The 23,811-nt window shown below is 67.3% G+C and carries 26 protein-coding genes; 10 read left to right on the top strand and 16 right to left on the bottom strand.

Annotation, left to right across the window (positions count from 1 at the left end; all coding sequences use genetic code 11):
* Position 1 precedes the first annotated feature (1 nt).
* Genes A5697_RS19320 through A5697_RS19340 form a run of 5 tightly spaced genes read right to left on the bottom strand, consistent with a single transcriptional unit; the run spans position 2 to position 4,331 of the window.
* Positions 2 to 949, bottom strand: coding sequence for an SMP-30/gluconolactonase/LRE family protein (locus A5697_RS19320; RefSeq protein WP_067948997.1), 948 nt, complete (start codon positions 947 to 949; stop codon positions 2 to 4).
* Positions 946 to 1,482, bottom strand: coding sequence for a nuclear transport factor 2 family protein (locus tag A5697_RS19325; protein WP_067948996.1), 537 nt, complete (start codon positions 1,480 to 1,482; stop codon positions 946 to 948). Before A5697_RS19325 ends, A5697_RS19320 begins: the two co-directional genes overlap by 4 nt.
* A gap of 5 nt (positions 1,483 to 1,487) precedes the next feature.
* Positions 1,488 to 2,303 (bottom strand): SDR family NAD(P)-dependent oxidoreductase, encoded by an 816-nt coding sequence (locus A5697_RS19330; protein ID WP_068011702.1) that lies wholly within the window; start codon positions 2,301 to 2,303, stop codon positions 1,488 to 1,490.
* A gap of 10 nt (positions 2,304 to 2,313) precedes the next feature.
* Positions 2,314 to 3,075: an enoyl-CoA hydratase/isomerase family protein gene (locus A5697_RS19335; RefSeq protein WP_082953489.1), complete on the bottom strand. Its 762-nt coding sequence runs from the start codon at positions 3,073 to 3,075 to the stop codon at positions 2,314 to 2,316.
* Positions 3,076 to 3,107: 32 nt separating this feature from the next.
* Positions 3,108 to 4,331 (bottom strand): cytochrome P450, encoded by a 1,224-nt coding sequence (locus A5697_RS19340; protein WP_231972114.1) that lies wholly within the window; start codon positions 4,329 to 4,331, stop codon positions 3,108 to 3,110.
* A 74-nt stretch (positions 4,332 to 4,405) separates the two neighbouring features.
* Here A5697_RS19340 and A5697_RS19345 point away from each other — a divergent pair, with 74 nt between their 5' ends.
* Entirely contained in the window at positions 4,406 to 5,218 is an 813-nt protein-coding gene (locus A5697_RS19345; RefSeq protein ID WP_067948989.1) for an enoyl-CoA hydratase-related protein, read from the top strand.
* A 2-nt stretch (positions 5,219 to 5,220) separates the two neighbouring features.
* A complete protein-coding gene (locus A5697_RS19350; RefSeq protein ID WP_067948987.1) occupies positions 5,221 to 6,423 on the top strand; it encodes an acyl-CoA dehydrogenase family protein in 1,203 nt (400 codons plus the stop codon).
* Positions 6,424 to 6,425: 2 nt separating this feature from the next.
* On the opposite strand, the gene A5697_RS19355 is transcribed toward A5697_RS19350, so the two are convergent.
* The 10 genes from A5697_RS19355 to A5697_RS19400 form a co-directional block, all read right to left on the bottom strand.
* Complete coding sequence (locus A5697_RS19355) at positions 6,426 to 7,184, bottom strand: enoyl-CoA hydratase/isomerase family protein (protein ID WP_068011704.1); 759 nt, start codon at positions 7,182 to 7,184, stop codon at positions 6,426 to 6,428.
* On the bottom strand, positions 7,181 to 7,981 hold the full coding sequence (locus tag A5697_RS19360; RefSeq protein ID WP_082953490.1) for an enoyl-CoA hydratase/isomerase family protein: 801 nt from the start codon (positions 7,979 to 7,981) through the stop codon (positions 7,181 to 7,183). Before A5697_RS19360 ends, A5697_RS19355 begins: the two co-directional genes overlap by 4 nt.
* 6 nt (positions 7,982 to 7,987) lie before the next feature.
* Positions 7,988 to 8,839, bottom strand: coding sequence for an enoyl-CoA hydratase/isomerase family protein (locus A5697_RS19365; protein WP_156673370.1), 852 nt, complete (start codon positions 8,837 to 8,839; stop codon positions 7,988 to 7,990).
* Positions 8,836 to 9,069, bottom strand: coding sequence for a lipoyl domain-containing protein (locus A5697_RS19370; RefSeq protein ID WP_156673371.1), 234 nt, complete (start codon positions 9,067 to 9,069; stop codon positions 8,836 to 8,838). Before A5697_RS19370 ends, A5697_RS19365 begins: the two co-directional genes overlap by 4 nt.
* Complete coding sequence (locus A5697_RS19375; RefSeq protein ID WP_068011705.1) at positions 9,066 to 11,084, bottom strand: thiamine pyrophosphate-dependent enzyme; 2,019 nt, start codon at positions 11,082 to 11,084, stop codon at positions 9,066 to 9,068. Before A5697_RS19375 ends, A5697_RS19370 begins: the two co-directional genes overlap by 4 nt.
* 91 nt (positions 11,085 to 11,175) lie before the next feature.
* Positions 11,176 to 11,574 carry a nuclear transport factor 2 family protein gene (locus tag A5697_RS19380; protein ID WP_231972115.1) on the bottom strand — a complete coding sequence of 133 codons (399 nt, stop codon included), beginning with the start codon at positions 11,572 to 11,574 and terminating at the stop codon, positions 11,176 to 11,178.
* The gene (locus tag A5697_RS19385; protein ID WP_068011707.1) at positions 11,571 to 11,966 is read right to left on the bottom strand and encodes a Zn-ribbon domain-containing OB-fold protein; all 396 of its coding nucleotides are present in this window, start codon (positions 11,964 to 11,966) and stop codon (positions 11,571 to 11,573) included. Before A5697_RS19385 ends, A5697_RS19380 begins: the two co-directional genes overlap by 4 nt.
* Complete coding sequence (locus tag A5697_RS19390; protein WP_068011708.1) at positions 11,963 to 13,129, bottom strand: acetyl-CoA acetyltransferase; 1,167 nt, start codon at positions 13,127 to 13,129, stop codon at positions 11,963 to 11,965. Before A5697_RS19390 ends, A5697_RS19385 begins: the two co-directional genes overlap by 4 nt.
* Entirely contained in the window at positions 13,126 to 14,625 is a 1,500-nt protein-coding gene (locus A5697_RS19395; RefSeq protein WP_068011709.1) for a class I adenylate-forming enzyme family protein, read from the bottom strand. The genes A5697_RS19390 and A5697_RS19395 overlap by 4 nt, the downstream gene beginning before the upstream one ends.
* Positions 14,622 to 15,695 carry an LLM class flavin-dependent oxidoreductase gene (locus tag A5697_RS19400; protein WP_068011710.1) on the bottom strand — a complete coding sequence of 358 codons (1,074 nt, stop codon included), beginning with the start codon at positions 15,693 to 15,695 and terminating at the stop codon, positions 14,622 to 14,624. The genes A5697_RS19395 and A5697_RS19400 overlap by 4 nt, the downstream gene beginning before the upstream one ends.
* A 102-nt stretch (positions 15,696 to 15,797) precedes the next feature.
* On the opposite strand from A5697_RS19400, the gene A5697_RS19405 reads away from it, so the two are divergent.
* The 7 genes from A5697_RS19405 (at position 15,798) to A5697_RS19435 (ending at position 22,278) form a co-directional block, all read left to right on the top strand.
* Positions 15,798 to 16,625, top strand: coding sequence for a MaoC/PaaZ C-terminal domain-containing protein (locus A5697_RS19405; RefSeq protein WP_068011711.1), 828 nt, complete (start codon positions 15,798 to 15,800; stop codon positions 16,623 to 16,625).
* 2 nt (positions 16,626 to 16,627) lie between these two features.
* Positions 16,628 to 17,266 carry a TetR/AcrR family transcriptional regulator gene (locus A5697_RS19410; RefSeq protein ID WP_067947225.1) on the top strand — a complete coding sequence of 213 codons (639 nt, stop codon included), beginning with the start codon at positions 16,628 to 16,630 and terminating at the stop codon, positions 17,264 to 17,266.
* Positions 17,256 to 18,005, top strand: coding sequence for an SDR family NAD(P)-dependent oxidoreductase (locus A5697_RS19415; protein WP_068011715.1), 750 nt, complete (start codon positions 17,256 to 17,258; stop codon positions 18,003 to 18,005). The genes A5697_RS19410 and A5697_RS19415 overlap by 11 nt, the downstream gene beginning before the upstream one ends.
* A 70-nt stretch (positions 18,006 to 18,075) precedes the next feature.
* On the top strand, positions 18,076 to 18,843 hold the full coding sequence (locus tag A5697_RS19420; RefSeq protein WP_082953492.1) for an enoyl-CoA hydratase-related protein: 768 nt from the start codon (positions 18,076 to 18,078) through the stop codon (positions 18,841 to 18,843).
* 29 nt (positions 18,844 to 18,872) lie between these two features.
* Positions 18,873 to 20,513 (top strand): class I adenylate-forming enzyme family protein, encoded by a 1,641-nt coding sequence (locus A5697_RS19425; RefSeq protein ID WP_068011712.1) that lies wholly within the window; start codon positions 18,873 to 18,875, stop codon positions 20,511 to 20,513.
* Positions 20,510 to 21,151, top strand: a complete 642-nt coding sequence (locus tag A5697_RS19430; RefSeq protein WP_067947219.1) for a nuclear transport factor 2 family protein — start codon at positions 20,510 to 20,512, stop codon at positions 21,149 to 21,151. The genes A5697_RS19425 and A5697_RS19430 overlap by 4 nt, the downstream gene beginning before the upstream one ends.
* Positions 21,151 to 22,278 (top strand): acyl-CoA dehydrogenase family protein, encoded by a 1,128-nt coding sequence (locus A5697_RS19435; RefSeq protein ID WP_231972116.1) that lies wholly within the window; start codon positions 21,151 to 21,153, stop codon positions 22,276 to 22,278. Before A5697_RS19430 ends, A5697_RS19435 begins: the two co-directional genes overlap by 1 nt.
* A gap of 5 nt (positions 22,279 to 22,283) precedes the next feature.
* Here A5697_RS19435 and A5697_RS19440 read toward each other — a convergent pair whose 3' ends face one another.
* A complete protein-coding gene (locus A5697_RS19440; protein WP_082953493.1) occupies positions 22,284 to 23,093 on the bottom strand; it encodes an SDR family NAD(P)-dependent oxidoreductase in 810 nt (269 codons plus the stop codon).
* 155 nt (positions 23,094 to 23,248) lie between these two features.
* Between A5697_RS19440 and A5697_RS19445 the strand changes: the two genes are divergently transcribed.
* On the top strand, positions 23,249 to 23,811 hold a 563-nt coding region (locus A5697_RS19445), incomplete at its 3' end, for a TetR/AcrR family transcriptional regulator (protein ID WP_068011714.1).

A 23,811-nucleotide genomic window follows, 5' to 3' on the forward strand; every position in this document is an offset into this window, starting at 1 on the left:
TTCACGGCGACGCCGGGGCAGCGCCCACGCGTTCCCGCCAGTTCTCCACCATGACCAATCGCCCCGACGAGGCGAGCGTCATGAACAACGTGTCGCCATCGGGGCTCAGCGCGACGTTGGTGGTCATCGGATCTTCGGCGGGAATGGCGCCCAACAGCTCGCCGGTCGGGGCGAAGACGGTGACACCGCCGCTACCCAGGGTCGCGACGAGGATGCCGCCGTCCGCGTCCACACAGAGCCCGTCGGCCCCTCCGACATTCAGCGGACCCCCGCTGGGCACCGTTGCCAGACCGCGCGCCCGCGACACCACTCCCGGCCCGTCGAGGGTGAACTCCCAGACCCGGCGCGTGCGCGTCTCGGCCACGTAGAGCAATGCCCCGTCGGGGGACAGGGCCACGCCGTTGGGCATCTCGAGTGGGTAGACGATCTCACGAAGCCCGCCGTCGACGGTGCCGTACAGCAGTCCCGTCATGCCGCGGTTGCGGCCTCGCGTGGCTCCACCGTCGGTGACGTAGAAGCCGCCATCGCCGTCGACGCAGATGTCGCTGGGCCGCATCAGCGGCACCGTTCCGCCGGAGCGCGTGACGAATTCGGTGCACAGGGTGCTGACCCGACCGTCGGCTTCGACCAGCTGCAGCGCGGGAACGACGGGGTGGTCGGGCGGTCCCACCGGCCGGAAAAGCCTTGCGCAGCCGACGAAGTCGTACGGCCACGGCCCGAGTCCGAAGGTGGAGCCGCCGTTCTGGCAGACCACCAGCCGACCGTCCGAAAGCCGGGCCACCCCGTTGGGGCCACCACCGGTCTCGGCGACCGTCTCGGTGACGCCGTCCGGGCGGACGCGGGTGATTCTGCCGGCCGCCATCTCCGAGACCACGACGGAACCGTCGTCGTAGACGACCGGGCCTTCGGGGAAGGAGAGTCCCTCGGCTAGGCAACGGCCGGAGCTCACGGCCGCGTCTCCCCGTCGGCCTTGCTCTGCCACCAAGCCGTGAAGACCGGGTCGCTCAACGGCAGGTCACCGACGCCGGTCTGGTTTCGTGGCCAGACTGCGGCTTCTTGTGTCAGGGGCGACGGCCGGCGGCTCATGCCGTAGAACAGGTGATGCCTTCTGTGCAGGAACAGCCAACGCCCGCAGTTCCGCTCGTAGCGGTCTTCGTACTTGATGAGCTGTTCGACAAACCCCTCGGCGTGGGTCTGGGCGAAACACTGGGCCCAGACCTGCCCGCGGGCGCGGTCCGCTGTGTCCAGCTCGACGAGGTGGTTAGCGACCAGGATGACCGCGAATACGCTCCCGTCGACGCTGGCCGACATCAGCCGGCGCAGGGCCTCGGGGCCCTCTCCGTGGTCGCCGAACCGGGCGTGCGGGACGAACAATTCGGCCATCGCGGCGACGTCCCGCGTTTCGATCGCGGCGGCGTAACGGTAAGCCAGTTGACGAATTTCCTCCTTCGCCAACAGGTCCCGAATTTCGGTGTCGTGCATCGTGGCTAGGGCACCGGGGTCGACGGGCCGAGTACGTATTGCCCCGATTGCGGATGGTGATACCAGCCGCCGGCCGCCGATGTCCCGCCGTCGACGTGCAGCGTCTGCCCGGTCACGTAGGCGCTGAGGTCACTGGCGAGGAAGATTGCGGCTCCGGCCATTTCGTCGACGTGGCCCGCGCGGCCCATCGGCACCATGAGTTTGGCGTTTTCGGCCCCGTTGGGCGCCATCTTCTGCAGGCTCTCGGTGAGCGTGAAGTCGGGCGCGAGCCCGTTGACGCGGATGTTGTGCGGCGCGAGTTCCAGCGCGGCGGTCTTGGTGAAGTTGACCACGCCCGCTTTGGCCGCGGCGTAGGCGGCAAACCCGGGCGCGGCGCGTACCGCCTCGATGGTGCTGATGTTGATGACGCTGCCGCCCTGTCCCGCATCGACCAAGGCCCGCGCTACGCGCTGCGTACAGAGCAGCACCTGCGTCAAATTGATCCGGATCAGGGCATCCCAGCCGTTGGGGGAGGTGTCCAGCAGGCCGGACCAGAAGACCCCGCCGGCATTGTTGACGAGGATGGTCGGAACCCCCAGAGCGTCGATGGTGGTGGTCAGGGCCGCATCGACCTGCTCGGCGTCGCGTACGTCGGCGACGCACGCGAGGCCGCCGATGCGCGCGGCCACCGCCGTCGCACTCTGCTGGTCCCTTTCCCAGATCGCCACTCGCGCGCCGAATTCGGTGAAGGCCGCGGCGATGGCCCTCCCGATCCCGCCGCCCCCGCCAGTGACGACGGCGACCCGGCCGTCCAGCGATGCGGCGTTCCGATGCAGCGTCATTCAGCGTCTCTCAGCGTCCACGGAAGTTGGGGTCGCGGCGCTCGGTGAAAGCCGCCATGCCCTCGGCGACGTCGTCGGTCGCGGCGACCTGCTCGACCAACAGCGCCTCGGCGCGAAACGCGGCATCGCGGTCGACGTCGAACGCCTGATTCAGCATCGCCTTGGCCGCCGCCAGCGCACGGGTGGGCCCGCCGGCGAGCCGTTGGGCCCAGGCGGACGTCTCGGCTTCCAGGTCATCGGCACCGACGACCTTGTTGACCAGGCCGATGCGCTCGGCTTCCGCGGCGGAGAGCTCCTCGCCGAAGAACAACAGTTGCTTTGCGACGTTGAACGGAACCTTGCGCGCCAGCAGATAGGCGGCACCCCCGTCCGGTGCGAGCCCGCGCCGCGCGAAAAGCTCGATGATGCGAGCACTTTCGGAGGCCACGATGAGGTCGCACGCCAGCACCATGCTGGCGCCCACCCCGGCGGCGGTCCCGTTGAGCGCACACAACACCGGCTTTTCGCAGTCCAGCAACGCCGACACCACCGCCTGAGACCCGGTACGCAGAATGCGGGCGGCGTCGCCCGCGACGCGGTCCTTCTTGGGCTGCATTCCCGGGTCCCGAAGATTCGGTCCCGTGCAGAAATGCTTGTCACCGCGGCCGGTGAGCACCACCGCCCTGACACCTGGCTCGTCGGAGGCCGACCGCAGGTTTTCGATGAGGGCCTGCTGCACCGCCCGCGTCACCGAATTGCCGGCCTCGGGGCGGTCCAAGACCAACCACAGCACCGCGCCTTCCGTGCGGACTGAAAGGCCCGGAGTCACAGCCGCATCGGCACGCTGGCGGGGCCGCGCACGGAGTTGGTGTGCACGTACGTCACCGCACCAGGGTCAACGTCCCAGGTCGGGAAGCGCTTCAACGTCTCTTCGAGGGCGACCCGGGCCTCGAGGCGGGCCAGCGCCGCGCCCAGGCAGAAATGTGATCCGTGGCCGAAGCTGATGTGCCGGATTCCCGTGCGCTCGACGTCGAGGACGTCGGGGTTCTCGTATTGGCGTTCGTCGCGGCCCGCCGACCCGGTCAGCAGGGCAACGCGCGAGCCCGCCGGGATGAGCGTGCCGTTGTAAGTGACGTCGCGTTTCGTGTAGCGGCCCTGTACCGGCGAGGGGGCGTCGTAGCGCAGCAGTTCCTCGACGGCGTTGCCGATCAGGTCGGGGCGGTCGACCAACTTGGCCCGCTGGTCGGGGTATCGCGCCAGTGTCAGCGCGGCCCACCCCAGCAGGCGGGCAACGGTCTCGTTGCCGGCGACGTTGATCATCGCGATGAACATCAACACTTCGCCATCGTCCAGGCGACGGGTCTCGCGGCCCGCCTGGACCAGGTCGGAGCTCATCAGGTTGCCGACGATGTCGTCGGCCGGCGCGGCCCGCCGTCGCTGGATCTGATCGGCGTAGTAGCCCAGCAGCTTCGCGTTGGCCTGCTGGCCCTCCTCGTTCAGCTGAGTCGTGCCCTCGTCGCGGTGTAGCTGGGCATCCGACCACTCGCGCAGGTTGTCGTGGTCTTCCTCGGGGAAGCCCAGCAGCGAGCTGATCACCATCACCGGTAACTTCATCGAGAAGTCGCGCACGTAGTCAAAGCCCTCGGCGCCGACGAACCCATCCAGGTAGGCGCAGCACAGCGAGCGGACCCGGTCCTCGAGCCGGGCAATCTGGGTGCGGAAGAACGTGCGATTGACCATCTTTCGCATTGCGGTGTGGTCGGGTGGATCCATCATGATCATCGCCCTGGGCGGCGGCCACGGCTCGTCGGCGATCGCGTCGAGGGTTATCCCGTGCGACGAGGAAAACGTCTCGGTGTCCAGCGACGCTTCCATCACGTCGGCGAACCGGCTCAAAGCGTAGAAGCCGTACTGGTCGTTGTAGTAAGTTGGCGCTTCGTCGCGCAGCCGTTTCCAGACCCCATACGGATTCTGGTGCAACGCGCGGTCGAACGGATCCCAACGTAACTCGATCGTCGTCATCGGCACCGTCCCTTCGCCAAAGAACACTAATACATTATCTGTATAGTTGCACCATGCTGACGGCGTGGTGATCGTCTGCCCGGTGTTGAGGAGGACAAACGATGGAAACGCGAGAACTCGAGCACGTGATCTACCAGAAGGACGGCCCGATCGCGCGGATCATCCTCAACAACCCGGACGCCGCCAACGCCCAGAGCTCGGAAATGGTCCACAGTGTCAACGAGGCGCTTGACGATGCGCAGTACGACTATGACATCAAGGTCGTCATCATCAAGGCCAACGGCAAGGGGTTCTGCTCCGGTCACATCCCCACCGGTGCGTACCCGGAGTTCATGGCCGAACTGCAAGCGTCCGGCAAGGTGTGGCGTTCGGCCGCGCAGCTGTTCCTGTGGCCGGTGCTGAAGTTGTGGGAATTCCCCAAGCCGGTGATCGCCCAGGTGCATGGGTATGCGATCGGCGGGGGTACCACCTGGGCGCTGATCCCCGAGATCACGGTTTGTTCCGAGGACGCGTGGTTTCAGATGCCCCTGGTGCCGGGGTTCGGCCTGCCGGGCGCCGAGACCATGTTCGAGCCGTGGGTCTTCATGAACTACAAGCGGGCCGCCGAATACCTGTACACCGCGCAGCGATTGAGCGCGGCGGAAGCGCTCGAGTTCGGTCTCGTGAACCGGGTGGTCCCGGCCGATGAGCTCGAGGCCACCGTCGAGGAACTGGCCACCCAAATCGCCAAGGCGCCGCTCATCACGTTGCAGGCCGTCAAATCCGGCGTCATCCGCGCGTGGGAGACGATGGGGTTCCGCACCCACCAGCAGGCAACCAACGACCTGCAGGCGATGGTGACCGGCAGCAAGGAATTCCAGGAATTCATGGCGGAGCTGATGAAGAAGGGCTCCAAACCGACCGAGCGCATCTAGCCATGCCGTGCAAGCCCATCATCCAATTCGGCGGTGACGAGAGCACCGAGGCACTGCGGGCTTCGATCCGCGAGTGGCTGGCGGACAACCTCGCCGACGAATTCCGCCGCACCGCAGCGAATCCCGACTACCTCCCGCGCGACGTTCACGAACGCGCGGTCGCGTTCTGCAGGGCGCTGCACGAGCAGGGATGGTTCGTGCCGCATTGGCCCGCCGAGTACGAGGGCGGCGGACGCGGGATCGTCGAACAGGTGGTCATCCGCGAGGAACTCGCTTATGCGGGCGCACCGCTGGTGAACACCAACGGAGTCAACATGCTGGCGCCGGTGCTGTTCAAATACGGCACGCCCGAACAGAAGGCCGAGCACCTGCCGGCCATAGCCCGCTCGGAACGCATGTGGGCACAAGGCTATTCGGAACCTGAGGCCGGCTCGGACCTGGCGTCGCTGCGCATGACGGCCCGGCGAGACGGCGACGAGTACGTCCTCGACGGACAGAAGACGTGGACCAGCAACGGCGTGCTCGCCGATTGGATCTTCGTCCTGGCGCGCACATCGCCCATCGCGGACAAGCGCCAAGCCGGAATCTCGTTCTTCCTCGTCGACCTGGAAAGCCCGGGAATCACGCGCCGGCCCATCCGGTCCATGACCGGGTACCCGACCTTCGCCGAGGAGTTCTTCGATGGTGTGCGTGTGCCCGCCGCCAACCTCGTCGGAGCCGAGGGGCAGGGCTGGACGGTCGGGAAGGCGCTACTTGACGCCGAACGGTCGAACATCACCAGGGCGGCCCAGGCGCAACGCTACCTCGATGAGCTTATCGACTGGTGCCACGCACAGAAGGGCTCGGCGCACGACCCCCTGTCCGATCCGGCCAACCGCATCGCGTTGGCCCGCGCCGTCGAACGCGTCGAGGTGGGCCGCGCCCTGTCGTATCGCGTAGCGCACCTTCAGGCGGCCGGCGCCCTGGATCCCGCGCTTCCGTCGTTGTCGAAGCTGTATCACTCCGAACTGACCGCCGAACTGCGCGCACTCGGGGCCCAGATCCTGGGTCCGGGAGGCGAACTCATGCCGGACGATCCCGACGCGGTGCTCGACGGGCACTTCTCCGAAGGCCTCTTGCTGTCCTTGCTCCACACGATCGGCGGCGGCACCAGCGAGATCCAGCGCGATCTGATCTCGACTGTTGGCCTCGGGATGCCGCGCTGACGTCAGGCGTACCCGGCCCGCCCCTTGGCGGCCGCCGAACGTTGTTGCGCCACGGTCGCCATCGCCAGTTCAAGCGGATGGAAGGCGGCGAGCTGGGCGGCCTCGGCGGAATTGATCAGTCGCTTCGTCATCTCTACCGCCCCCGCATCGGCTCGGGAGAGTTCGTCAGCGATGGACATGGCGCGGCTGACGGCGGATCCGGGTTCGACGATCTCGGTCACCAGCCCGAGCTGCTCCGCCTCGCCGGCCGGCAGTCGTGTTCCCTTTAGCAGCAACGACGCGGCGCGGTTGCGGCCCAGCTGCTGCGTTAAGCGCCAGGCCAATCCGCCGTCGGGCACCACCGCACGCGCGACGAACGGGGCGGCAAAAAATGCGTCGGAAGCGCACACGACGAGGTCGCACGCCAGCGCCAAGCTCCAACCGAGGCCGACGGCCGCACCCTCGACTGCGGCGATCGTCGGTACCGGCACAGCTTTGAGTTGTTCCATTACGCGTTGGGCGTGCTCGACGCGGCCGGCAGGGCCCAATGGACCGTCGCCGCGTGCCGGCCCCGTCTTCAAATCCCCACCGGCGCAGAAGAAGTCTCCGGCGCCGGCTAATACCAACGCGCGGTCGCCGTACGCAACCACTCCGCCGAGCGCGATGGATAATTCGGTCCAGGTTTCGTAACAGAGGGCGTTGCGCCGGCGTGGCCGATTCAGGAGGAGGACGGCGATGCCGCCACGGTCCTCGCGGCGAATGAGTGGATCGCTGTCTGTCACTGTCGGCCGAGGAACTTGTCGATGGCGGCCCGGTGTTCGGGTGTGGTGAAACACTCGGTCTCCGCGGAGATCCCGTATTCGAGGATGCCGGTGATCGCGCGCTGGGCGTGCAGGTTCAGCGTCCGTTTGGTGTCCTGCACCGCCCGCGGTGGTAACGCGGCCAGGCGGTGGGCGATCGACAGCCCCTCCTGCTTGATCTCCGCGTGCGGCACGACGCGGTTGGCCAGGCCCAACTCGACGGCCTTGTCGGCCTTGATGCGTTCGCCGAGCATCAGGTATTCCTTGGCCTTCAGCAGGCTCATCAACAGTGGCCACAGCACCGACCCACCGTCACCGGCGACCAGGCCGCTCGCGACGTGAGTGTCGGCGAAGAACGCGCGGTCGGACATCAGGACGATGTCACACAACACCGCGATGCTGCACCCGAAGCCGACCGCGGGCCCGTTGACGGCCGCGACCACGGGCAGCGGAAAGTCGATCATGTCCCGCACGATGCGGCGGGCGTCGCGCATCCCGGCGCGCCGTGTTACCGGGTTGTTGACGTGGGTTTCCAGCCACTCCACCAGGTTTCCGCCGGCGGAAAAGTAGTCACCCGTTCCGGTGATCAGCACCGCCCGCGCGTCGGGATCTTCGGCCAGGGTGGCCCACAGTCTCGTGAATGCCGTGTGCATCGTGTTGTTGACCGCGTTGGCGTCGCCAGGGTTGTTCAGCGTCACGATCCGGACGGGACCGTCGGCGGCCACCAGGATCTCCTCGCACCCGGTCAGTTCCGACGTGCCCTGCGGTAGCTCCGTCATGGGCAGTTACTCATCTCCGCGCGGCGCCAGCCACGCCGATCGTCTGGTCTGAACGAACGCGTCTCGGTCGTGGTTGACCGCCCAATCCGGAGATCGCTTCTGCAGGAACGCCGTAAAGGCCTCGATCTGTTCGGCGGTTCCGATCGACGACCAGTAGCCCGTCACGTCGACGGGTGGCAGCGCACGTGCCATTTCCCTCTTAACGGCCGCGCGGGCGGCGGGGCCCGTCTTGCGCACTCGCTCGAGCAATGCCTCGACCTCCGCGCGCAGGGAGTCGTGTGCAACGACTTTGCCGACCAGCCCGAGTCGCTCGGCCTCCTGCGCATCGACCCAATCATTGCCGTAGATCAGGTGATTGGCCTTCAGCGTGCCCAGTCGGTGCGGTAGTCGGGCGGCGACGAACGCCTCGTACACGCCACGGGTGAGATCCGGCACCCGGAACCGGGCGCGATCGGATGCGACGACGAGATCGGCAAACAACGTCATCACCAAGCCGCCCCCCATGGCGATGCCGTTGACGGCGCAGACGACGAGTTTCGGTATCTTGCCCAGCGTTTCGAACGGTGTTCCGTCATAGGACTCGGTGAACGCGTCCCACCGGCGATCCGGATTCTGCACCGCGTTCATATCGCCGCCCGCACAGAACACGTCGCCTGTCCCGGTGATCACCAGAAAGTTCAGGTCCGGTTCGTCGGCGACGATCATCGCGGCCCGTTTGATCCCGTGGTAGCCGTCCGCGGTGACGGCGTTCTTCTTCTCCGGACGGTTGATGGTGACGGTCAGGGTGTCGCCGTCGATCCTGGCCTCGAGCTCCGACGCACAGAGGTCGACGTCGACGGAATCCGGCAGGGCGTTCACTGTGCCTCGATCACGGCGAGCAGCTCGCCGACGTCATAGCTTGCCCCGGCGCTGACCTTCCACGTGACGATGCCACTGGCCGGCGCTTCGATGTCCATCTCGACCTTGTCGGTGGCGATCTGGTAAAGGGGATCGCCCTCACAGACATGCGCGCCGTCCGCCACGTAGAGCTCCGTCACCTCCGCTTCCGTGATCGCGTCGCCCGGCTTCGGCATCCGCACCGGGATCACGCGATCCTCCTGACCGCTTCGACGAGCCGCGCCGTGTCCGGACGGCAGGCAGCTTCCAGTGTCGCCGCCCGCGGGACGGGCGTGTACGTTCCGCCCACGCGCTGGATCGGGGCCGACAGCTCGCCGAAGAGCTCCGTCCCGACGGCCGCGGCGATTTCGGCTCCCGGGCCGCAGAATCCGACGGATTCGTGAGCGACGACCAGGCGACCGGTTTTGCGGACGGAGTCGAAAACGGTGGCCAGATCCAACGGCACCAGCGAGCGCAGGTCGACCACCTCCACCGAAACGCCTTCGGCGGCAAGCTGTTCGGCGGCGGCCAGGGCGGCGTGCACCAAGCTGCCGTAGGTGCAGATCGTGACGTCGGCGCCGGCGCGTTTGACGTCGGCCTGGCCGAGCGGGATCACGTAGTCGTCCGTCGGCACGGGCCCCTTGCCGCCGCCGTAATAGAGCTTCATCGACTCGATGAACAGGCAGGGATCGTCCTCGGCCAGGCAGGCGTTGAGCAGCCCGACAGCGTCGGCGGCGGTGCTGGGCCACACGATCTTGATGCCGGGTGTGTGCATCGCCCAGGCCTCGAAGGCCTGGGAGTGCTGCGGGCCAGCCGCCGTGCCCACCATGGCGCGGATGACAACCGGGGCGCCCTGCCGTCCGCCGGACATGTAGCGGATCTTGGCCGCGTGATTGGCGATCTGGTCCATGGCCACGCCGAGGAAGTCCATGAACATCAGCTCCGCCACCGGCCGCAGACCACCCAGGGCCGCACCCACCGCGGCGCCGATGATCGAGGACTCCGCGATCGGGGTGTCGCGCACCCGGTGGCTGCCGTACTTGGTGGACAGCCTGGCGGTGATCTTGAACATGCCGCCCGACGGGTCGGCGATATCCTCGCCGAGCAGCACGATCGAATCGTCGGCCGCCATCGCGCGATCCAGCGTGCGGTGAATCGCCTGCACCAGGCCGAGGGTCTCCGTTTCGCCCTCGGGAATCGCGGCACGCTGGGTCACCGGTGCCGCGAGCTCGCTGCCGTGCGCGGCGAACACGTCGCGGGTCAGTTCGTCGTCGGCGGGGGGCTCGGCGTCGCGCGCGGCGGTGAAGGCCGCGTCGATCTCGGCAACCAGGTCCGAGTCGATGCGGTCGAGGTCGGCCTCGCCGGCCAGGCCCTCGTCGATGAGCCGCCGCCGATACCGCGCGAACGGCGGGTCGGCGCGCTTGGCGGCCAGCTCGTCGGGGTCGGCGTAGGGCATCTGGTCGCCGAAGTAGTGCCCCTGCAGGCGGTAGGCGACGGCTTCGACGAACGACGGCCCGCCCCCGGACCGTGCCCGCTCGACCGCCTCGGCCACGGCCCGGTACACCGCGTGCGGGTCCGTGCCGTCGACCGTGATCCCGGGCATCGCGTAACCCGCGGCCCGGTCGGACAACCGCGCCGTGCGGGTGTAGCCGGCCACCGGCGTGCATTCGGCCCACGCGTTGTTCTGGCAGAAGAACACCACCGGAAGCGCCCACAGCGCAGCCATGTTCATGGCCTCGTGGACGTAGCCGATGCTGGTCGCCCCGTCGCCGAAGCTGACCAGCACCACCCGGTCAATGCCCTTGACGGCCTCCGCCAATGCGATCCCGTTCGCGATCAGCGGGCCCGCACCCACGATGCCGGTGGTCCACGCGATGCCATGCTCGGGGTCGAAGACGCCCATGGCGCCGGCCTTGCCCTTCGACAGACCGGTCCCGCGGCCCAAGATCTCGGCGAAATACCCAGGCAGGTCGATGCCCTTGGCCACCACGTCGCCGAGTCCGCGATAGGTGGTGACCAGTTGGTCGGTGCTTGACAGGGCGAGCGCGGCCCCGGCCGACATCGCCTCCTGACCGTCCACCGGCCAGTAGCTCATCGCGATTTCCCCGGAAGACAGGCCCTTTCGGACGCGTTGGTCGCTGTGGTGCACCTTGCTCATCAGGCGATACAACTCCAGCGCGTGATCGTTGGTAAGCGGCAGGATCCCGGCGTCTAACGGCGTGGCCATCACGACTCCTTCACGGATATGCGGTACGCCAAGGAGTCTACAATATGACGAAATCTGTTCAATCGTTCGATTAATGATCCGGGCCGCTCGTCTATGTGTTCCCGATCGAACCCAATTGTGCCGCCAGCAGCATCCGGTCGAAGTAGCAGCGCTCCAAAACCAGATCGGGTCCGCGGAAGCCGAAGAGGTTGACGCTCAGCATGTCGATCGGTGTGCCGGGCGCCGTGGTTCGGGTTTCCACGATCAACCCGTTGTCGCCGTGGTAGAGCGCCTCGGCGGAGTACTGCAGCATCGGGAGATCCGTCCACTGCTGCAGCAGCATTCCGCGGACCGCCTCGTCGCCATCGAAAACCATTCCCGTAGGGACGATCTCGTAGCGCGGATGGGTGAAGGTGGCCATCGCCGCCTCCAGGTCACGCGCATTCTCGGCCGCGACGTGCCGGAGCACCAACTCTTCGCGGGTGCGCCGCAGCGCGGAGTCAGGGCTCACTTCGGTTCGAAGACAGCGAGGTTGCGGCCGTCCTCGAGCGGCACCCACGCCAGCCTGACGCGGTCACCGACCGCGGGAGGGGGACCGAACACGTTCGACATCATGCGGACCCCTTCGTCCAGATCGACGAGCACCACCGAGTACGGCACCTTGTCGGCGAGGGCGGGGAGCGCGGCGCGGTGGTGCACGCTGACCGCGTAAACGACGCCGCCGCCGCTCAACTTCTCCCACACCAGCGATGACCCGCCGCAGTGCGGGCAGATGAACCGTGGATACCAGACGAGCCGGGCGCACGATTCGCATCGTTGGGCCGTCAGCTCGCGACGCCGGGTCGCGTCCCAGAAGGGCGCGGACACCGGGCTGGGCTGCGGCACCGGCAGCGTATCGGTCACAGCGTGGCCTCCGTTCCCAGGATCACCGTCGAGGTGGCCGAGAGCACCCCGCCGGTGCCGTGTGCGACAGCCGTTTTCGCGTCCGGTACCTGGCGTTCGCCGCATTCGCCGCGCAACTGACGGGTGGCCTCGACGAGCAGGAAGGCCCCAAACGCCCCGGGGTGGGTGTAGGCGAGACCACCGCCGGAGGTCTGACCGGGTAGCGTGCCCCCGGGTCCCAACGCGCCATCCGCGACAAACGGACCCCCTTCGCCCTTGCCGCAGAAGCCAAGGTCTTCGAGCGCCAGCAGCACCGTGATGGTGAACGAGTCGTAGAGCTCGACGACATCGATCTCGCCCGGGGTCAGTCCCGCGGCGCGGAAGGCGGCCGGCCCGGACACCGCCCCGGGCGTGACGGTGAGGTCGGGCATCTGGGAGATCATGGCGTGCGAGGCCGACGACGCCGCCCCCAGGACGAATGCGGGCGGCTTGGCCAGGCCGCGCGCGCGCTCGGCACTGGTGACCACCACCGCGGCGGCACCGTCGGTGACCAGGCAGCACTCCAGCTTGTGCAGCGGCTCGGCGAGGAAGCCCGAATCCAGGACGTCCTGCACGCTGATCGCCTCGCGCAGGTGAGCCCGCTCGTTCAGCGCCGCCCACCGCCTCGTGTCGACGGCGATCTGGGCCAGCTGTTCGGGCGTCGTCCCGTACACGGCCATGTGCCGGTTGGCCGCCAGGGCGTAGGCACTGATCGGGAGCATGACCCCGAACGGCGTCTCCCATTCCAGCCGCTCGGGGGTGGCGAAAACTCCGAGGCCCTTTTCACCACGCTTGCGCGCGGCGCGCGGCGTCGAGGCATAGACGATCACCACCGTCTCCGCCTCGCCGGCCGCGATCGCCGCGGCGGCGTGCTCGACGTACAACCCGTAGCTGGCGCCGCCGGTCTGCGTCGCGTCGGTGAAGCGCGGTGCGATCCCCAGGTACTCGGCCAGTTCCACCGCATGCATGAGCGTTCCGCCGGTGCAGGTGCACAGCCCGTCGACGTCGCGCAGCGACAACCCCGCATCGGCCAGGGCGGCGGTGATCACCCGCGCCTCGAGCTCCCGCAGCGGAACATCGATCACTCCGCTCGCCGAAACCTCATCGGCGACACCGGCAATGGCGGCCACACCTCGGGTCGTCAACTTCCTGTCCCTTCGAAGAGTTCGAGCAGCGCGGGTTGGCTGACCTTGAGCGACGGCGTGCGGGGCAGCTCCTCGACGACGAGCAACCGGGCCGGGACGTAGTAGCGGCTCAATCGTTCACGCACATAGGCGAGCAACTCTTCTGGCGCGGCGCGGGCGCCGTCGGCTAACTCCACCGCCGCGACCGGGACTTGGCCGAGCCGTTCATCGGGCAGGCCGGTCACGCCGGCATCGCGCACCGCCGGATGGCCACGGAGCACACCGACGATCTCGGCCGGATTGACCTTGAAACCGCCGCGAATGATGACGTCGTCGGTGCGGCCGTCGATGAACACGAAGCCGTCGGCGTCGACCCGGCCGAGGTCGGTGGTCCGCACCCAGTCCTCGCCCGTGGTGCGGACCTCGATGCGGCCCTGCTCGCCGGGCGGCATCTCCGTGTCGTCCTCGAGGGACATGACCCGGATCTCCCGGTCGCGCTGCGGGCGCCCGACGCTTCCACGTTTGGCGGTCGCCCACTGCCGGTGCAAGGCGAGGTTCCAGCCGGCCACCCCACCGGCGAATTCCGTTGCGCCGTAAGACGGCAGCACCGCGACGCCATAGCGGCACTCGAACCTCGTCTGTAGGTCGACCGGGAGATGTGCGGTGCCCGAGGTCACCACCTCGACGCTCGAGAAGGCCTGGGGGTCCACGCCCGCGTCGAGCACCATCGCCATCGCCGACGGCACCAGGCTCACAGCCTTCGGTCGGTGCCGCAGCAGAAGATCCACAAAGTCGCGAACCCGGAATCGCTCGAGGAGCGCGATCTTTCTTCCCTCGCAGATGTTGAGCAGAGTGCGGAACAGCCCGGACATATGCACCAGCGGCGAGGAGACGATGGCGACGCCGGAGCGCAGCCTGAGCTGCGAGGCACGCGTGGGCCTGGCGCTGTAATGTGCGCTCGCCGCTGCGACGGTGCGCTCAAAGGATCGGTAGGGCAGTGGTATTCGCTTGGGCGGACCCGTGGTGCCACTCGTCAGCATCTCAACGGCCACGCCGTCGCCGGACGGGCGGAACGGGCCCGGCCCGGGATGTTCCCGCCCCTCCACAACGGTCGCGCCGGCCGGGTCACTCGATACGCGAACACCCAGGGCCCCGGCGGCGGCGTCGACAACTCCGGCGCGCTTCCAGTCGGCCTGCAAAGCCACCACCGCAGGCAACCGCAGCTGGCGGATGTCGGCGCAGAGCCCGGCGTCACCCTGGGACGGGTTGATCGTGACCACGCAACCGCCGGTCAGCAGCACGCCGAGCAGGGCCCCCACCATCGCGGGATGATTGCGCAGCACCAGCCCGACGGGGGATCCCTGACCCAAACCCGCTGTTGTCAAACAATGTTGGACGTCCGCGGCGACGTCCGACAGTTCCTGCCAGTCAATCCACCGGCCCTGGTACTCGATCGCGGGCGCCCGCGGGTCGAGGGCGAGCACCGCGCGGATGCGATCGGCGAGTTGCTGGCTCAAGCCGCGGCTGCCGCGAGCTCGGTCGCCGCGGGGATCACCTCTTGGGCGAACAACTTCATCGACTCGTACACCTTTGTGCGGTCCATGGCGCCACCGCGCGACATGCGCAAAATGATGTTGCGCCAGCCCATGTCGATGACGGTGCGCATCTTCTCGACGATGCGGTCCGGGTCACCCATCAGCGTGAGGTGCGAATTCAGCACCTGTTCATAGCTCTGCTTGTCGTGTTTGTCGAACCAGTCCGAGTAGGCCTTGTAGTCGGCCGGAATCTCGCCGCCGCGCTCGAACGGGCTCGAATACTTGCGATGGGTCTGAATGGAGAGTTCGACGCTTTCGCGCGGGTAGCTGCGCGCGAACGCGTCGTCCTGGTGGCAGAAGGCGTTGAGCAGCGCCCACACGTGGCCGGTGGCGGCGTCGAGTCCTTTTTCTGATTGGACCTTCAGGTAAATGTCCAGCGCGCCCTGCAGATCCGGATCCACCTGGTAGGGGTTTCCGATGATCGCCCCAAAGCCCTTCTCGGCCAGCCACTCGAAGCTGGACGGCGTCTTCATCACGGTGCCCCACACGGGGATCGGTTGCTGCACCGGCCGCGGGTAGATCGTGACGTCGTCGATGTGGAAGTACTTGCCGTGGAAGCTGACGTTCTCTTCGGTCAATAGGCGGCTGACAATTTCCACGCACTCCTGATATCGGCCGGTGGCCTCGTCCATAGAGATGCCGAAGCCGGTGAACTCGTGCGCCTGATAGCCGCGCCCGAAGCCCGCGTCGAAGCGCCCGCCGGAGAGGACGTCGACCAGGGCGATGCGTTCGGCCAGCTGAATCGGCTCGTGGAAGGGCGCCACCATGCAAGCGGTGCCGATGCGGATGCGTTCGGTCTGCGCGGCGATGGCGGTCGCGACCTGCGGCAGGTCCGGGAGCATGCCGTACGGGGAGAAGTGGTGTTCGGCCAGCCAGATCTCGTCGTAACCGAGTTCCTCCGCCCAGCGCGCCTCCTGAAGCACGTTGGCCAGCACCTCCCGCTCGCTGAGGTGGTTGGGCTTGTCGCCGAGGATGAACACGCCGAACTTCATATCGGTCCCTCCCGCTGTTCGCATCCGCACAAGTAGTTGCATTGACTGCCACAATAATGCACGATTGAACACATATCGTCAATCCGTTCAGTAGGGGGACCCGTGGCTCTGTTAGACTCGGCGGTCGGAACCGCGTTGCCGCCGAGCACCTTCCGCTGGGGCGAGACCGACGTGATCCTGTACGCGCTCGGCGTGGGCGCCCGCCCGCCGTCCGAGCTGAGGCTGCTCAACGAGGCCTGCGGTCCCGACGTGCTGCCGACGTTCGCCTTGGTGGCCAACTGGTGGGCCGTCAAGGACCTGCGCAGTGTGCTCGAGCTCGGGACGTATCCGATCGTGCACTCCGCGCAATCGCTGGAGCTGCACCGGCCAATCGGCGCCGCCGGGGAAATGTCGGTGCAGGCCGAGGTGTCGGCCGTGTGGGACAAGGGCAAACACGCCGCCGTCGAGTTGACCAGTCGCGGCACCGGCCCGGACGGGACCGTGTTCGTCGCCCGGTCCCAAACCATGGTTCTCGGTGCGGGAGGATTCGGCGGCGACCGCGGACCCGCTGCCAAACCGGACCCCGACGGGCCGCCGGATGCCGTTTTCGACGACATCGTCCGGCCCGAGCAAGCCGCCCTCTACCGGCTCTCGGGTGACCGCAACCAACTGCACATCGACCCGGAAGCGGCCCGGAAGTACGGCTTCGACGACGTCTTCCTGCATGGGCTTTGCACCTTGGGGTTCGCCGCGCGGGCGGTGATCGACCGGATCGGCGACGGGGATCCCCGGTCGCTGACATCCTTGGCATGCCGGTTCTCCAAGCAGGTGAAGCTTGATGCCCCGCTGCGGACGGAGATCTGGCGAACCGAAGGTTCGGTGCGATTCCGCACGCTGCAGGGTGACGCCGTCGCCCTGAGCTCCGGAACCGCCTCGCTGACAAGGGTATGAGCGTGGACCAACGACGGGCCCGCGGGATCCGCAACAGACAGGCGCTCATCCATGCGGCGATCGAGCTGTTCTCCACTCAGGGCTATGAGGGGACCACCGTCGACCAGATTGCGGCGGCGGCCGGGGTAGCGCCGCGCACGTTGTTTCATCATTTCGCCAGCAAGGAAGACATCCTGTTCGACGGCTATGCCGAGCGGCTGCAGGAGGCGATCCGCCGCTTTCGCGCCGCGCGCTCCGACTCCCTGTGGGACGCACTCGCCGAGACGTCGATGGCGGTGGCGCAGGCGATCGTCGATCAGCCCGACATGTTCCTGGTCCGCGCGCGGATGTATCACGGCCTGCCGGCTCTGCGCGCGACCATGCTCCGGATCAACGAGGACTGGATCGATCAGCTCACCGCCGAGGTGGCGCGCTGGCTGGGAAGCGACGCCCAACCGGACTTGCGGCCTCGGCTGGCCGCCACGCTGATCAACGCCGCCAACCGCGCCGCGATCGATTCGTGGGTCGCGGCCGGGGGTCGGGGTGAGCTGTCGGCACTGATGGCCGAATCCGTAGAGCTCGTGCGGCCCTCGATCGCCGCGATCGAGCGCACCGGCGCGAGGTCCGAGCCGGGGCGGGGAGGTGGGCAGCGTGTCGGGTGAATCCCGCCCCCTCGCCGTCGTCACCGGGGGCGCGCGAGGCATCGGAGAATCGATTGTGGCCGCGCTGATCTGCGGCGGCCACCGGGTGGCCGCGATCGATGTGAATGCCAAAGCCATTGCTCGCGCCCAGGATTCGGACGAAGCGAGATCGGGATTGCTCGTCCCGATCAACCTGTCGATTACCGACCGCAACGCGGTCGAGGACGCGCTGACCAAACTGGCCGACCGGTTCGGGCCCGTTCGCGCCCTGGTCAACAACGCGGGGATGACGCTGCCCGCCACCTTTCTCGACCAGACCGACGAGGACTGGGACCGTATCGTCGAGGTCAACCTGAAGGGCACCTTTGTGATGGCGCAGGTGGCCGCCCGGCAGATGGTCGCCCACGGCGGCGGGGCCATCGTGAACGTCAGCTCGGTGTCGGCGCACGGCGTGCGCACCGGGCCGCCGGCCTACGCGGCCGCCAAGGCCGGTGTCGAAGGACTGAGCCGGCTGATGGCCGTTCAACTCGGTGTGCACGCCATCCGAGTCAACACCGTCGTGGTCGGCACCACCGCGACACCGTGGCTGTTGTCGCGCAAGACGCCCGACGCGCTGGCACAGATGCGACGGACGACATTGACCGGAAACATCGGTGAACCGGATGACGTCGCCGGCGTGGTGGCGTTTCTCTGTTCGCCCGCGGCCAAACACGTAACCGGTCAGCTCATTTCGGTGTCGGGCGGGCAGTGGATGCCATGACGTCGATGCGGAACGACGAAACAGATGCTGATGTAGTGTTTACTGCTACGAATCGATGCCAGGGGATGTCGTGGAACTGAAGAGAATCCTGTTCGACGTCAGCGAGCAGGTCGCCACCATCACGATCAACCGACCGGAGCGGCTCAACGCCACCGACGACCTGACCCGCACCGAGCTCGGCATCGCGTGGGCGCGGGTGCGCGAGGACCCCAATATCCGGGTCGCCATCATCACCGGAGCCGGCGACCGCGCGTTCTCCGCGGGCCAGGACATCCGGGCGACGGCCGAGGGCGGCATCCGCAACAAGATTCCCGGCTCGCGGCTGCACCACAACGTGTGGAAGCCGGTCATCTGCGCCCTCAACGGAATGGTCGTCGGCGGCGGCTTGCACCAGGTCGCCGACGCCGACCTCATCATCGCCGCCGACCACGCGGAACTGATCGACACACATCTGGCCGTGGGCAACGTGTTCGCGCTCGAGCCCGCCGTGCTGCTGCGCAGAATGCCGCTGTCGATGGTGATGCAGCTCGGGCTGATGACCAAGCAGGGCCGGATCAGCGCGCAGCGGGGCTACGAGATCGGCCTGATCAACGAGGTCGTGCCCGCCGACCGGCTGCAACAGCGGGCGCGCGAAATCGCCTTGGACATCGCCAAACTCTCCCCCGCGACGGTGCAGGCGTCGATCAAGGCGATGTGGAGCAGCCTCGATGTCGGGCTGCACGCGGCCAACGACGTCGCCTATCGCTATGTCCTGCAACACCAGCTGACCCACCCCGACTACCGGGAAGGGATGCTCGCGTTCGCGGAAAAGCGGGAACCGCGGTGGGTCCAGGAATGAGGCGCTGATGAGTTGTGGGATGACGCGCCATGGCTGAATCCGCACGAACGTTCAGCTACGACCCGCTGCCGTATGCCCCCGCCGTGCCGTCGATGCTGGCCGACCTGGTCACCACCTACGGCGACAACGACTTCGTCGTCAGCTTGACCGGCGAGGGGACGATCGAGCGGATCACGTACGGGCAGGCCGACCTTCGGTCGGCCGAGATGGCGCGCCGCCTGCTCACGGCGGGCGTGACCAAAGGCGTTCGGGTCGGGATCCTGGCGCCGAACGGGCCCGATTTCGCGGTCGCCTTCCTGGCGGCCACCCGGATCGGCGCCGTGGCGGTGCCGATCAACACCTTCTTTCAGCCCCCGGAGTTGAGCTGGCTGCTCCGCGACGCCGACATCCACACGCTGCTAGCGGTCGAGTCGCTGCTCGGCAAAGACATCCTGGCGCGCGTCGTCGACGCCACGGGTGAGTTACCGCGCCCGGGCGCGCCGCTTGCGCTCGAACGGCTGCCCCAGTTGCGCAACATCTTTGGCCTCGGCAACACCGAGCGGGCCTGGCCCAGCGCGTGGCCGGACCCGCTGCCCGAAGCGTTTCTGCGCGCGTGCGAATCCACCGTCCGCCCGTCCGACGACCTGGTCGTCATCTACACCTCGGGAAGCACCTCGGACCCCAAGGGCGTCATCCACACGCACGGCACCGCGATCACACACTCTCGCTTCGTCGCCATGCAGCACGAGTGGAAGCCCGACGACCGGGTCTACATCCCGATGGTGTTCTTCTGGGTCGCCGGGTTGGTCTTCGGTCTGCTCGGACCGATGCAGACCGGCGCCACCATTCTCACCGAGCACAAGTTCGATGCCGGCGACGTTCTGCGCCTGCTCGAAGGCGAACGGGCCACGTACGCAACGGGATTCCCGCACGTGGGTCGGGCACTGGCGAATCACCCCGACTTCGCGTCCACCGATCTGTCCAGGCTGCGCAGGGGATACCACCAGGTCCTGCTACCGCCGGAACTGCGCGCGGTCGACCCGTCGCTGCTGGTCACACAGTTGGGGATGACCGAAACGTGCAGTTCACACACCTGGTGGCCACCACACGAACCGGTGCCCGAAGGCAAGCGCGGCTCACTCGGGGTATCCGCACCCGGCTACCAGCACAAGGTCGTCGACGAGTCGGGCGCGGGGGTGCCCAACGGGACGGCGGGGGAAATCTGCGTGCGGGGGACGGCCATGATGCGCGGCATGGTCGGACGGCAGCACAGCGACCTGTTCGACGCCGACGGCTGGTATCACACCAAGGACGCCGGCTACCTCGATGATGACGGGTTTCTGTATTTCGCCGGGCGCACCGACGACATGATCAAGACCTCGGGCGCCAACGTCGCGCCGGTGGAGGTCGAGGCCGTGATCTGTGGCGTCGACGGCGTCCGGATCGCCTATGTCGTCGGCGTTCCCGACCCCGACAAGGGTGCAATCGTCTGCGCCGTGGTCGTGCTCAACCACGGGCGGCGGACGTCGCAGGACGAACTCGCTGCGGCGTGCCGAAAGGATCTCGCCGCGTACAAGATTCCGAAGCGGTGGGTGATCCTCCCCGACGATGAACGGCTGCCGTACACCACCACGAACAAGATCGACAAGCCCCGGTTGGTGCAGTTACTGACGTCGGGGGTGCTGGCATGACCGGGTTGGAGGCGCGGATCGCCCGCCTCGAGGCCATCGAGGAAATTCGTCAGCTGGCGGCGCGGTACGCGGTGGCGTTGGACACGCGCGACTTCGATTCCCTGGCAAATCTTTTCGTGGACGACATCGGCGTGCCGGGCAAGCGCCGCGGCCGCGATGCGCTGCGCCAATGGTACGACGCAGAGGTGCGGCCGACGCTGCTGGGCAGCGCGCACGGTGTCCTCGGCCATGTCATCGACGTCCACGACGCCGACACCGCGAGCGGGCTGGTCTATTCGCGCAACGACTTGGAAACCGAGGGCGCGTGGTTCATCGAGATGCTGGCCTATCTGGACCGCTACGAACGGCGCGACGGCCATTGGTATTTCGCACGCCGCATTCCGCTGTTCTGGTACCGGAGCGACATCACCGACCCGCCGGTTGGTCCGAAGAAGGTGCGCTGGCCCGGAAGCCCGCGCCAGGACGGCTCGTTCCACGACGCGTTCCCGTCGTGGGAGGCATTCTGGGCCGCCGACCCCGGACGCTTCGACGCGCCGGTCCCGGCCCCGGCCGCCTTCGGCGATTGGTTGCGCACCCTGCGCCGGGGCGCTGAAGCACCGCGGGTGAGCCCGACCGGTCGCGCGCCCGCGGAGTCGTGATGTCGGTTCGTGCAATGGGTTTCGGATTCACCGACGAGCAGAATGAGTTGCGCCGCGTCGTGCGCTCTTTTCTCGAAAGCAAGGCCGACGAGGCAGGCGTGCGCGGCCACATGGAAAACCCGGTGGGCTACGACCCGTCGCTGTGGGTGCAAATGTCCGACGAACTGGGCCTGGTGGGGCTCGCAATCCCGGAAGAATTCGGCGGTCAGGGGTACACGTTCGTCGAACTCGGCGTCGTGACCGAGGAATTGGGGCGCGCCCTGGCTCCGTCGCCATACTTCGCGTCGGCGGTACTGGCGTCGAGCGCGCTGCTTGATTCGGGTGACTACGCCGCCCAACAACGATACCTGCCGGGCATCGCGTCCGGAGCGACCATCGCCAGCCTGGCCGTCACCGAGGAGTCGGGCCGCTGGGAAGCCGGTGCGATCCACACGCGGGCGCGAGAAACGGCACACGGCTGGGTGGTGGACGGAGCCAAAACCTATGTCCTCGATGGCTGCAGCGCCGATGTGCTGTTCGTGGCCGCCCAGGCCGACTCCGGATTGTCGTTGTTCGCCGTCGACCGGTTCGACAGCGTCGCCCGACGCGCGCTGTCCAGCCTGGACCAGACTCGAAAACAAGCCCGCATCGAATTCACCGCAACGCCGGCCTCGCTCGTCGGTCGTTTGGGCGGCGCGGAGGAATTGTTGCGGTCGACCCTCGCGCTTGGCTGCGCCGCGCTGGCCGCCGAACAGGTCGGCGGCGCGCAACGCTGCCTCGAGATGGCCGTCGCCTACGCGAAGGCCCGCAAACAGTTCGGCAAGCCCATCGGCTCATTCCAGGCCATCCGACACAAGTGCGCCGATGTATTCCTCGACATCGAATGTGCTCGCGGGGCAGCCTATTACGCGGTGCGGGCCGCGGCCCAACGCTCGCCAGAACTGCCGGCGGTGGCGTCGCTGGCCAAGGCGTGCAGTTCTGAGGCGTATGCCCGGGCCGCTGCTGCCAATATCCAGATTCACGGTGGGATCGGATTCACCTGGGAGCATCCGGCCCATCTGTACTTCAAGCGGGCTCAATCGTCAGGGCGCCTGCTGGGCGACGCGTCCTATCACCGGGGGCTCCTCGCGGACGAGATCGGGCTCTGAGGGGGTCAGAAGTCCGTGCCCCCGTCGATGTTGACGGCCGCGCCGGTCATGAAAGCTGCCCTGTCGCTGAGCAGGAAGGCGATCAGCTCGCCCGCTTCTTCGGGACGCCCGCCGCGGCGGAGGGCAACCCGCATGTTCCAGTCCGGGTTGCTCGCGAGGTGCGTATAGATCGCGTCCTCCAGCGCCACCCCGTACTCTGCCGCCCGCCGGGCGCGGATGAAGTCGTTGACCTCGGTGTCGAACAGCCCCGGGCATACGGTGTTGACCCTGATGCCCTCGGGGCCATGTGTTTTCGCCAGGATCTTTGACAAGGTCAACACCGCCGCCTTGAGCGCGTTGTACGGCGGAATCAGGATCTTCGGCGCCCGAACGGAATACGCGGCCGTCGTGACGATGGTTCCACCGCCATTGCGTTGCAGGTGCGGGATGACCGCGCGGCAGGAGCGCACGGTTCCCATCAAAATCAACTGGTAATACCAGTCCCACGACTCGTCGCCGTGTTCGAGGAACGGCCCCTGTTGATTCATCGGTCCCGCGGTGACGGCCAGGCCGCGCAGCGGCCCCAGGCTCGCCGCCGCCTCGTCGACAGCGCGATCCACCCCGTCGCCCGGGGCGGCCGCGTCGACGGCGATTCCGACCGCCCGCACCCCGTAGTCTGCGGTCAATTGCTCGGCCCGCGCTCGAGCACGCTCTCCGTTACGAGCCAGCAGCGCCACGTTGGCACCTTCGGCCGCGAGCTGCCGCGCGGCGGCGAACCCGATACCGGTCGTCCCGCCGACGAGAACGAAATTGCGTCCCCCCAGGCCAAGCTCCACGCGCTGCCCTCGTTTCTGGCGTCACCGCCGACGTCAGCCATACTAGACAGCAGGACGATGTGTGTCGCAATGACTACTATCCGAGCCCAGTTCAGTGACGAATAGGCCCATCAACGGAACACAACGCCGGAATTTGTCGCGTAGCATAGAGCGACATGTCGACGAAACCCGCCCCTGCCGATCTGGAATCGGACGGGGAATTCGATCGCAGGGACCAGATCCTCGAGGCGGCGAACGAATGCTTCACCCAGCTCGGCATCCAGCGCACCAGCGTGCAGGACGTCGCGCGAAAAGCCAACGTGTCGCGGGGCACGGTGTACCGGTACTTCGAAGACCGCAACGTGCTCATCGACGCCGCGATCGAATTCGGTGCGCAGCGGTTTTATCGGGAGGTCGCTTCCGCCATGTCCAAGAAGAACACGCTGGCTGAGCAGGTCGGCGCGATGGCGGAAACCCACGCCAGAATCCTGCTCGACCATCGCACACGGAACCGTTTGATGGCCGACGATGCCGAGCTGATGCGGCACATGATCTCCGACGGTGACACCGCGGTCCGGCGATCCACGCAGTTTCTCGAACCCTACGTGCGCGATGCCCAGAAACGCGGCGAGGTCGGCGCCGGAGTCGACGTGACCGCCGGTAGCGAATGGCTGGCGAGAATCGTCTATTCCTTTTCGACTGTCAATCAAGGTCTGACCTTCGATATGACCAAGCCGGC

It is taken from the genome of Mycobacterium sp. E3251 (assembly GCF_001666835.1).
GTDB lineage: Bacteria > Actinomycetota > Actinomycetes > Mycobacteriales > Mycobacteriaceae > Mycobacterium.

What these genes read in the sequence shown, in the direction of transcription:
- A5697_RS19360 (WP_082953490.1), bottom strand. Translation starts at nt 7,981, where the DNA reads ATGACGGAGCTACCGCAGGGCACGTCGGAACTGACCGGGTGCGAGGAG.
- A5697_RS19325 (WP_067948996.1), bottom strand. Translation starts at nt 1,482, where the DNA reads ATGCACGACACCGAAATTCGGGACCTGTTGGCGAAGGAGGAAATTCGT.
- A5697_RS19345 (WP_067948989.1), top strand. Translation starts at nt 4,406, where the DNA reads ATGGAAACGCGAGAACTCGAGCACGTGATCTACCAGAAGGACGGCCCG.
- A5697_RS19435 (WP_231972116.1), top strand. Translation starts at nt 21,151, where the DNA reads ATGTCGGTTCGTGCAATGGGTTTCGGATTCACCGACGAGCAGAATGAG.
- A5697_RS19430 (WP_067947219.1), top strand. Translation starts at nt 20,510, where the DNA reads ATGACCGGGTTGGAGGCGCGGATCGCCCGCCTCGAGGCCATCGAGGAA.
- A5697_RS19400 (WP_068011710.1), bottom strand. Translation starts at nt 15,695, where the DNA reads ATGAAGTTCGGCGTGTTCATCCTCGGCGACAAGCCCAACCACCTCAGC.
- A5697_RS19350 (WP_067948987.1), top strand. Translation starts at nt 5,221, where the DNA reads ATGCCGTGCAAGCCCATCATCCAATTCGGCGGTGACGAGAGCACCGAG.
- A5697_RS19330 (WP_068011702.1), bottom strand. Translation starts at nt 2,303, where the DNA reads ATGACGCTGCATCGGAACGCCGCATCGCTGGACGGCCGGGTCGCCGTC.
- A5697_RS19375 (WP_068011705.1), bottom strand. Translation starts at nt 11,084, where the DNA reads ATGGCCACGCCGTTAGACGCCGGGATCCTGCCGCTTACCAACGATCAC.
- A5697_RS19425 (WP_068011712.1), top strand. Translation starts at nt 18,873, where the DNA reads ATGGCTGAATCCGCACGAACGTTCAGCTACGACCCGCTGCCGTATGCC.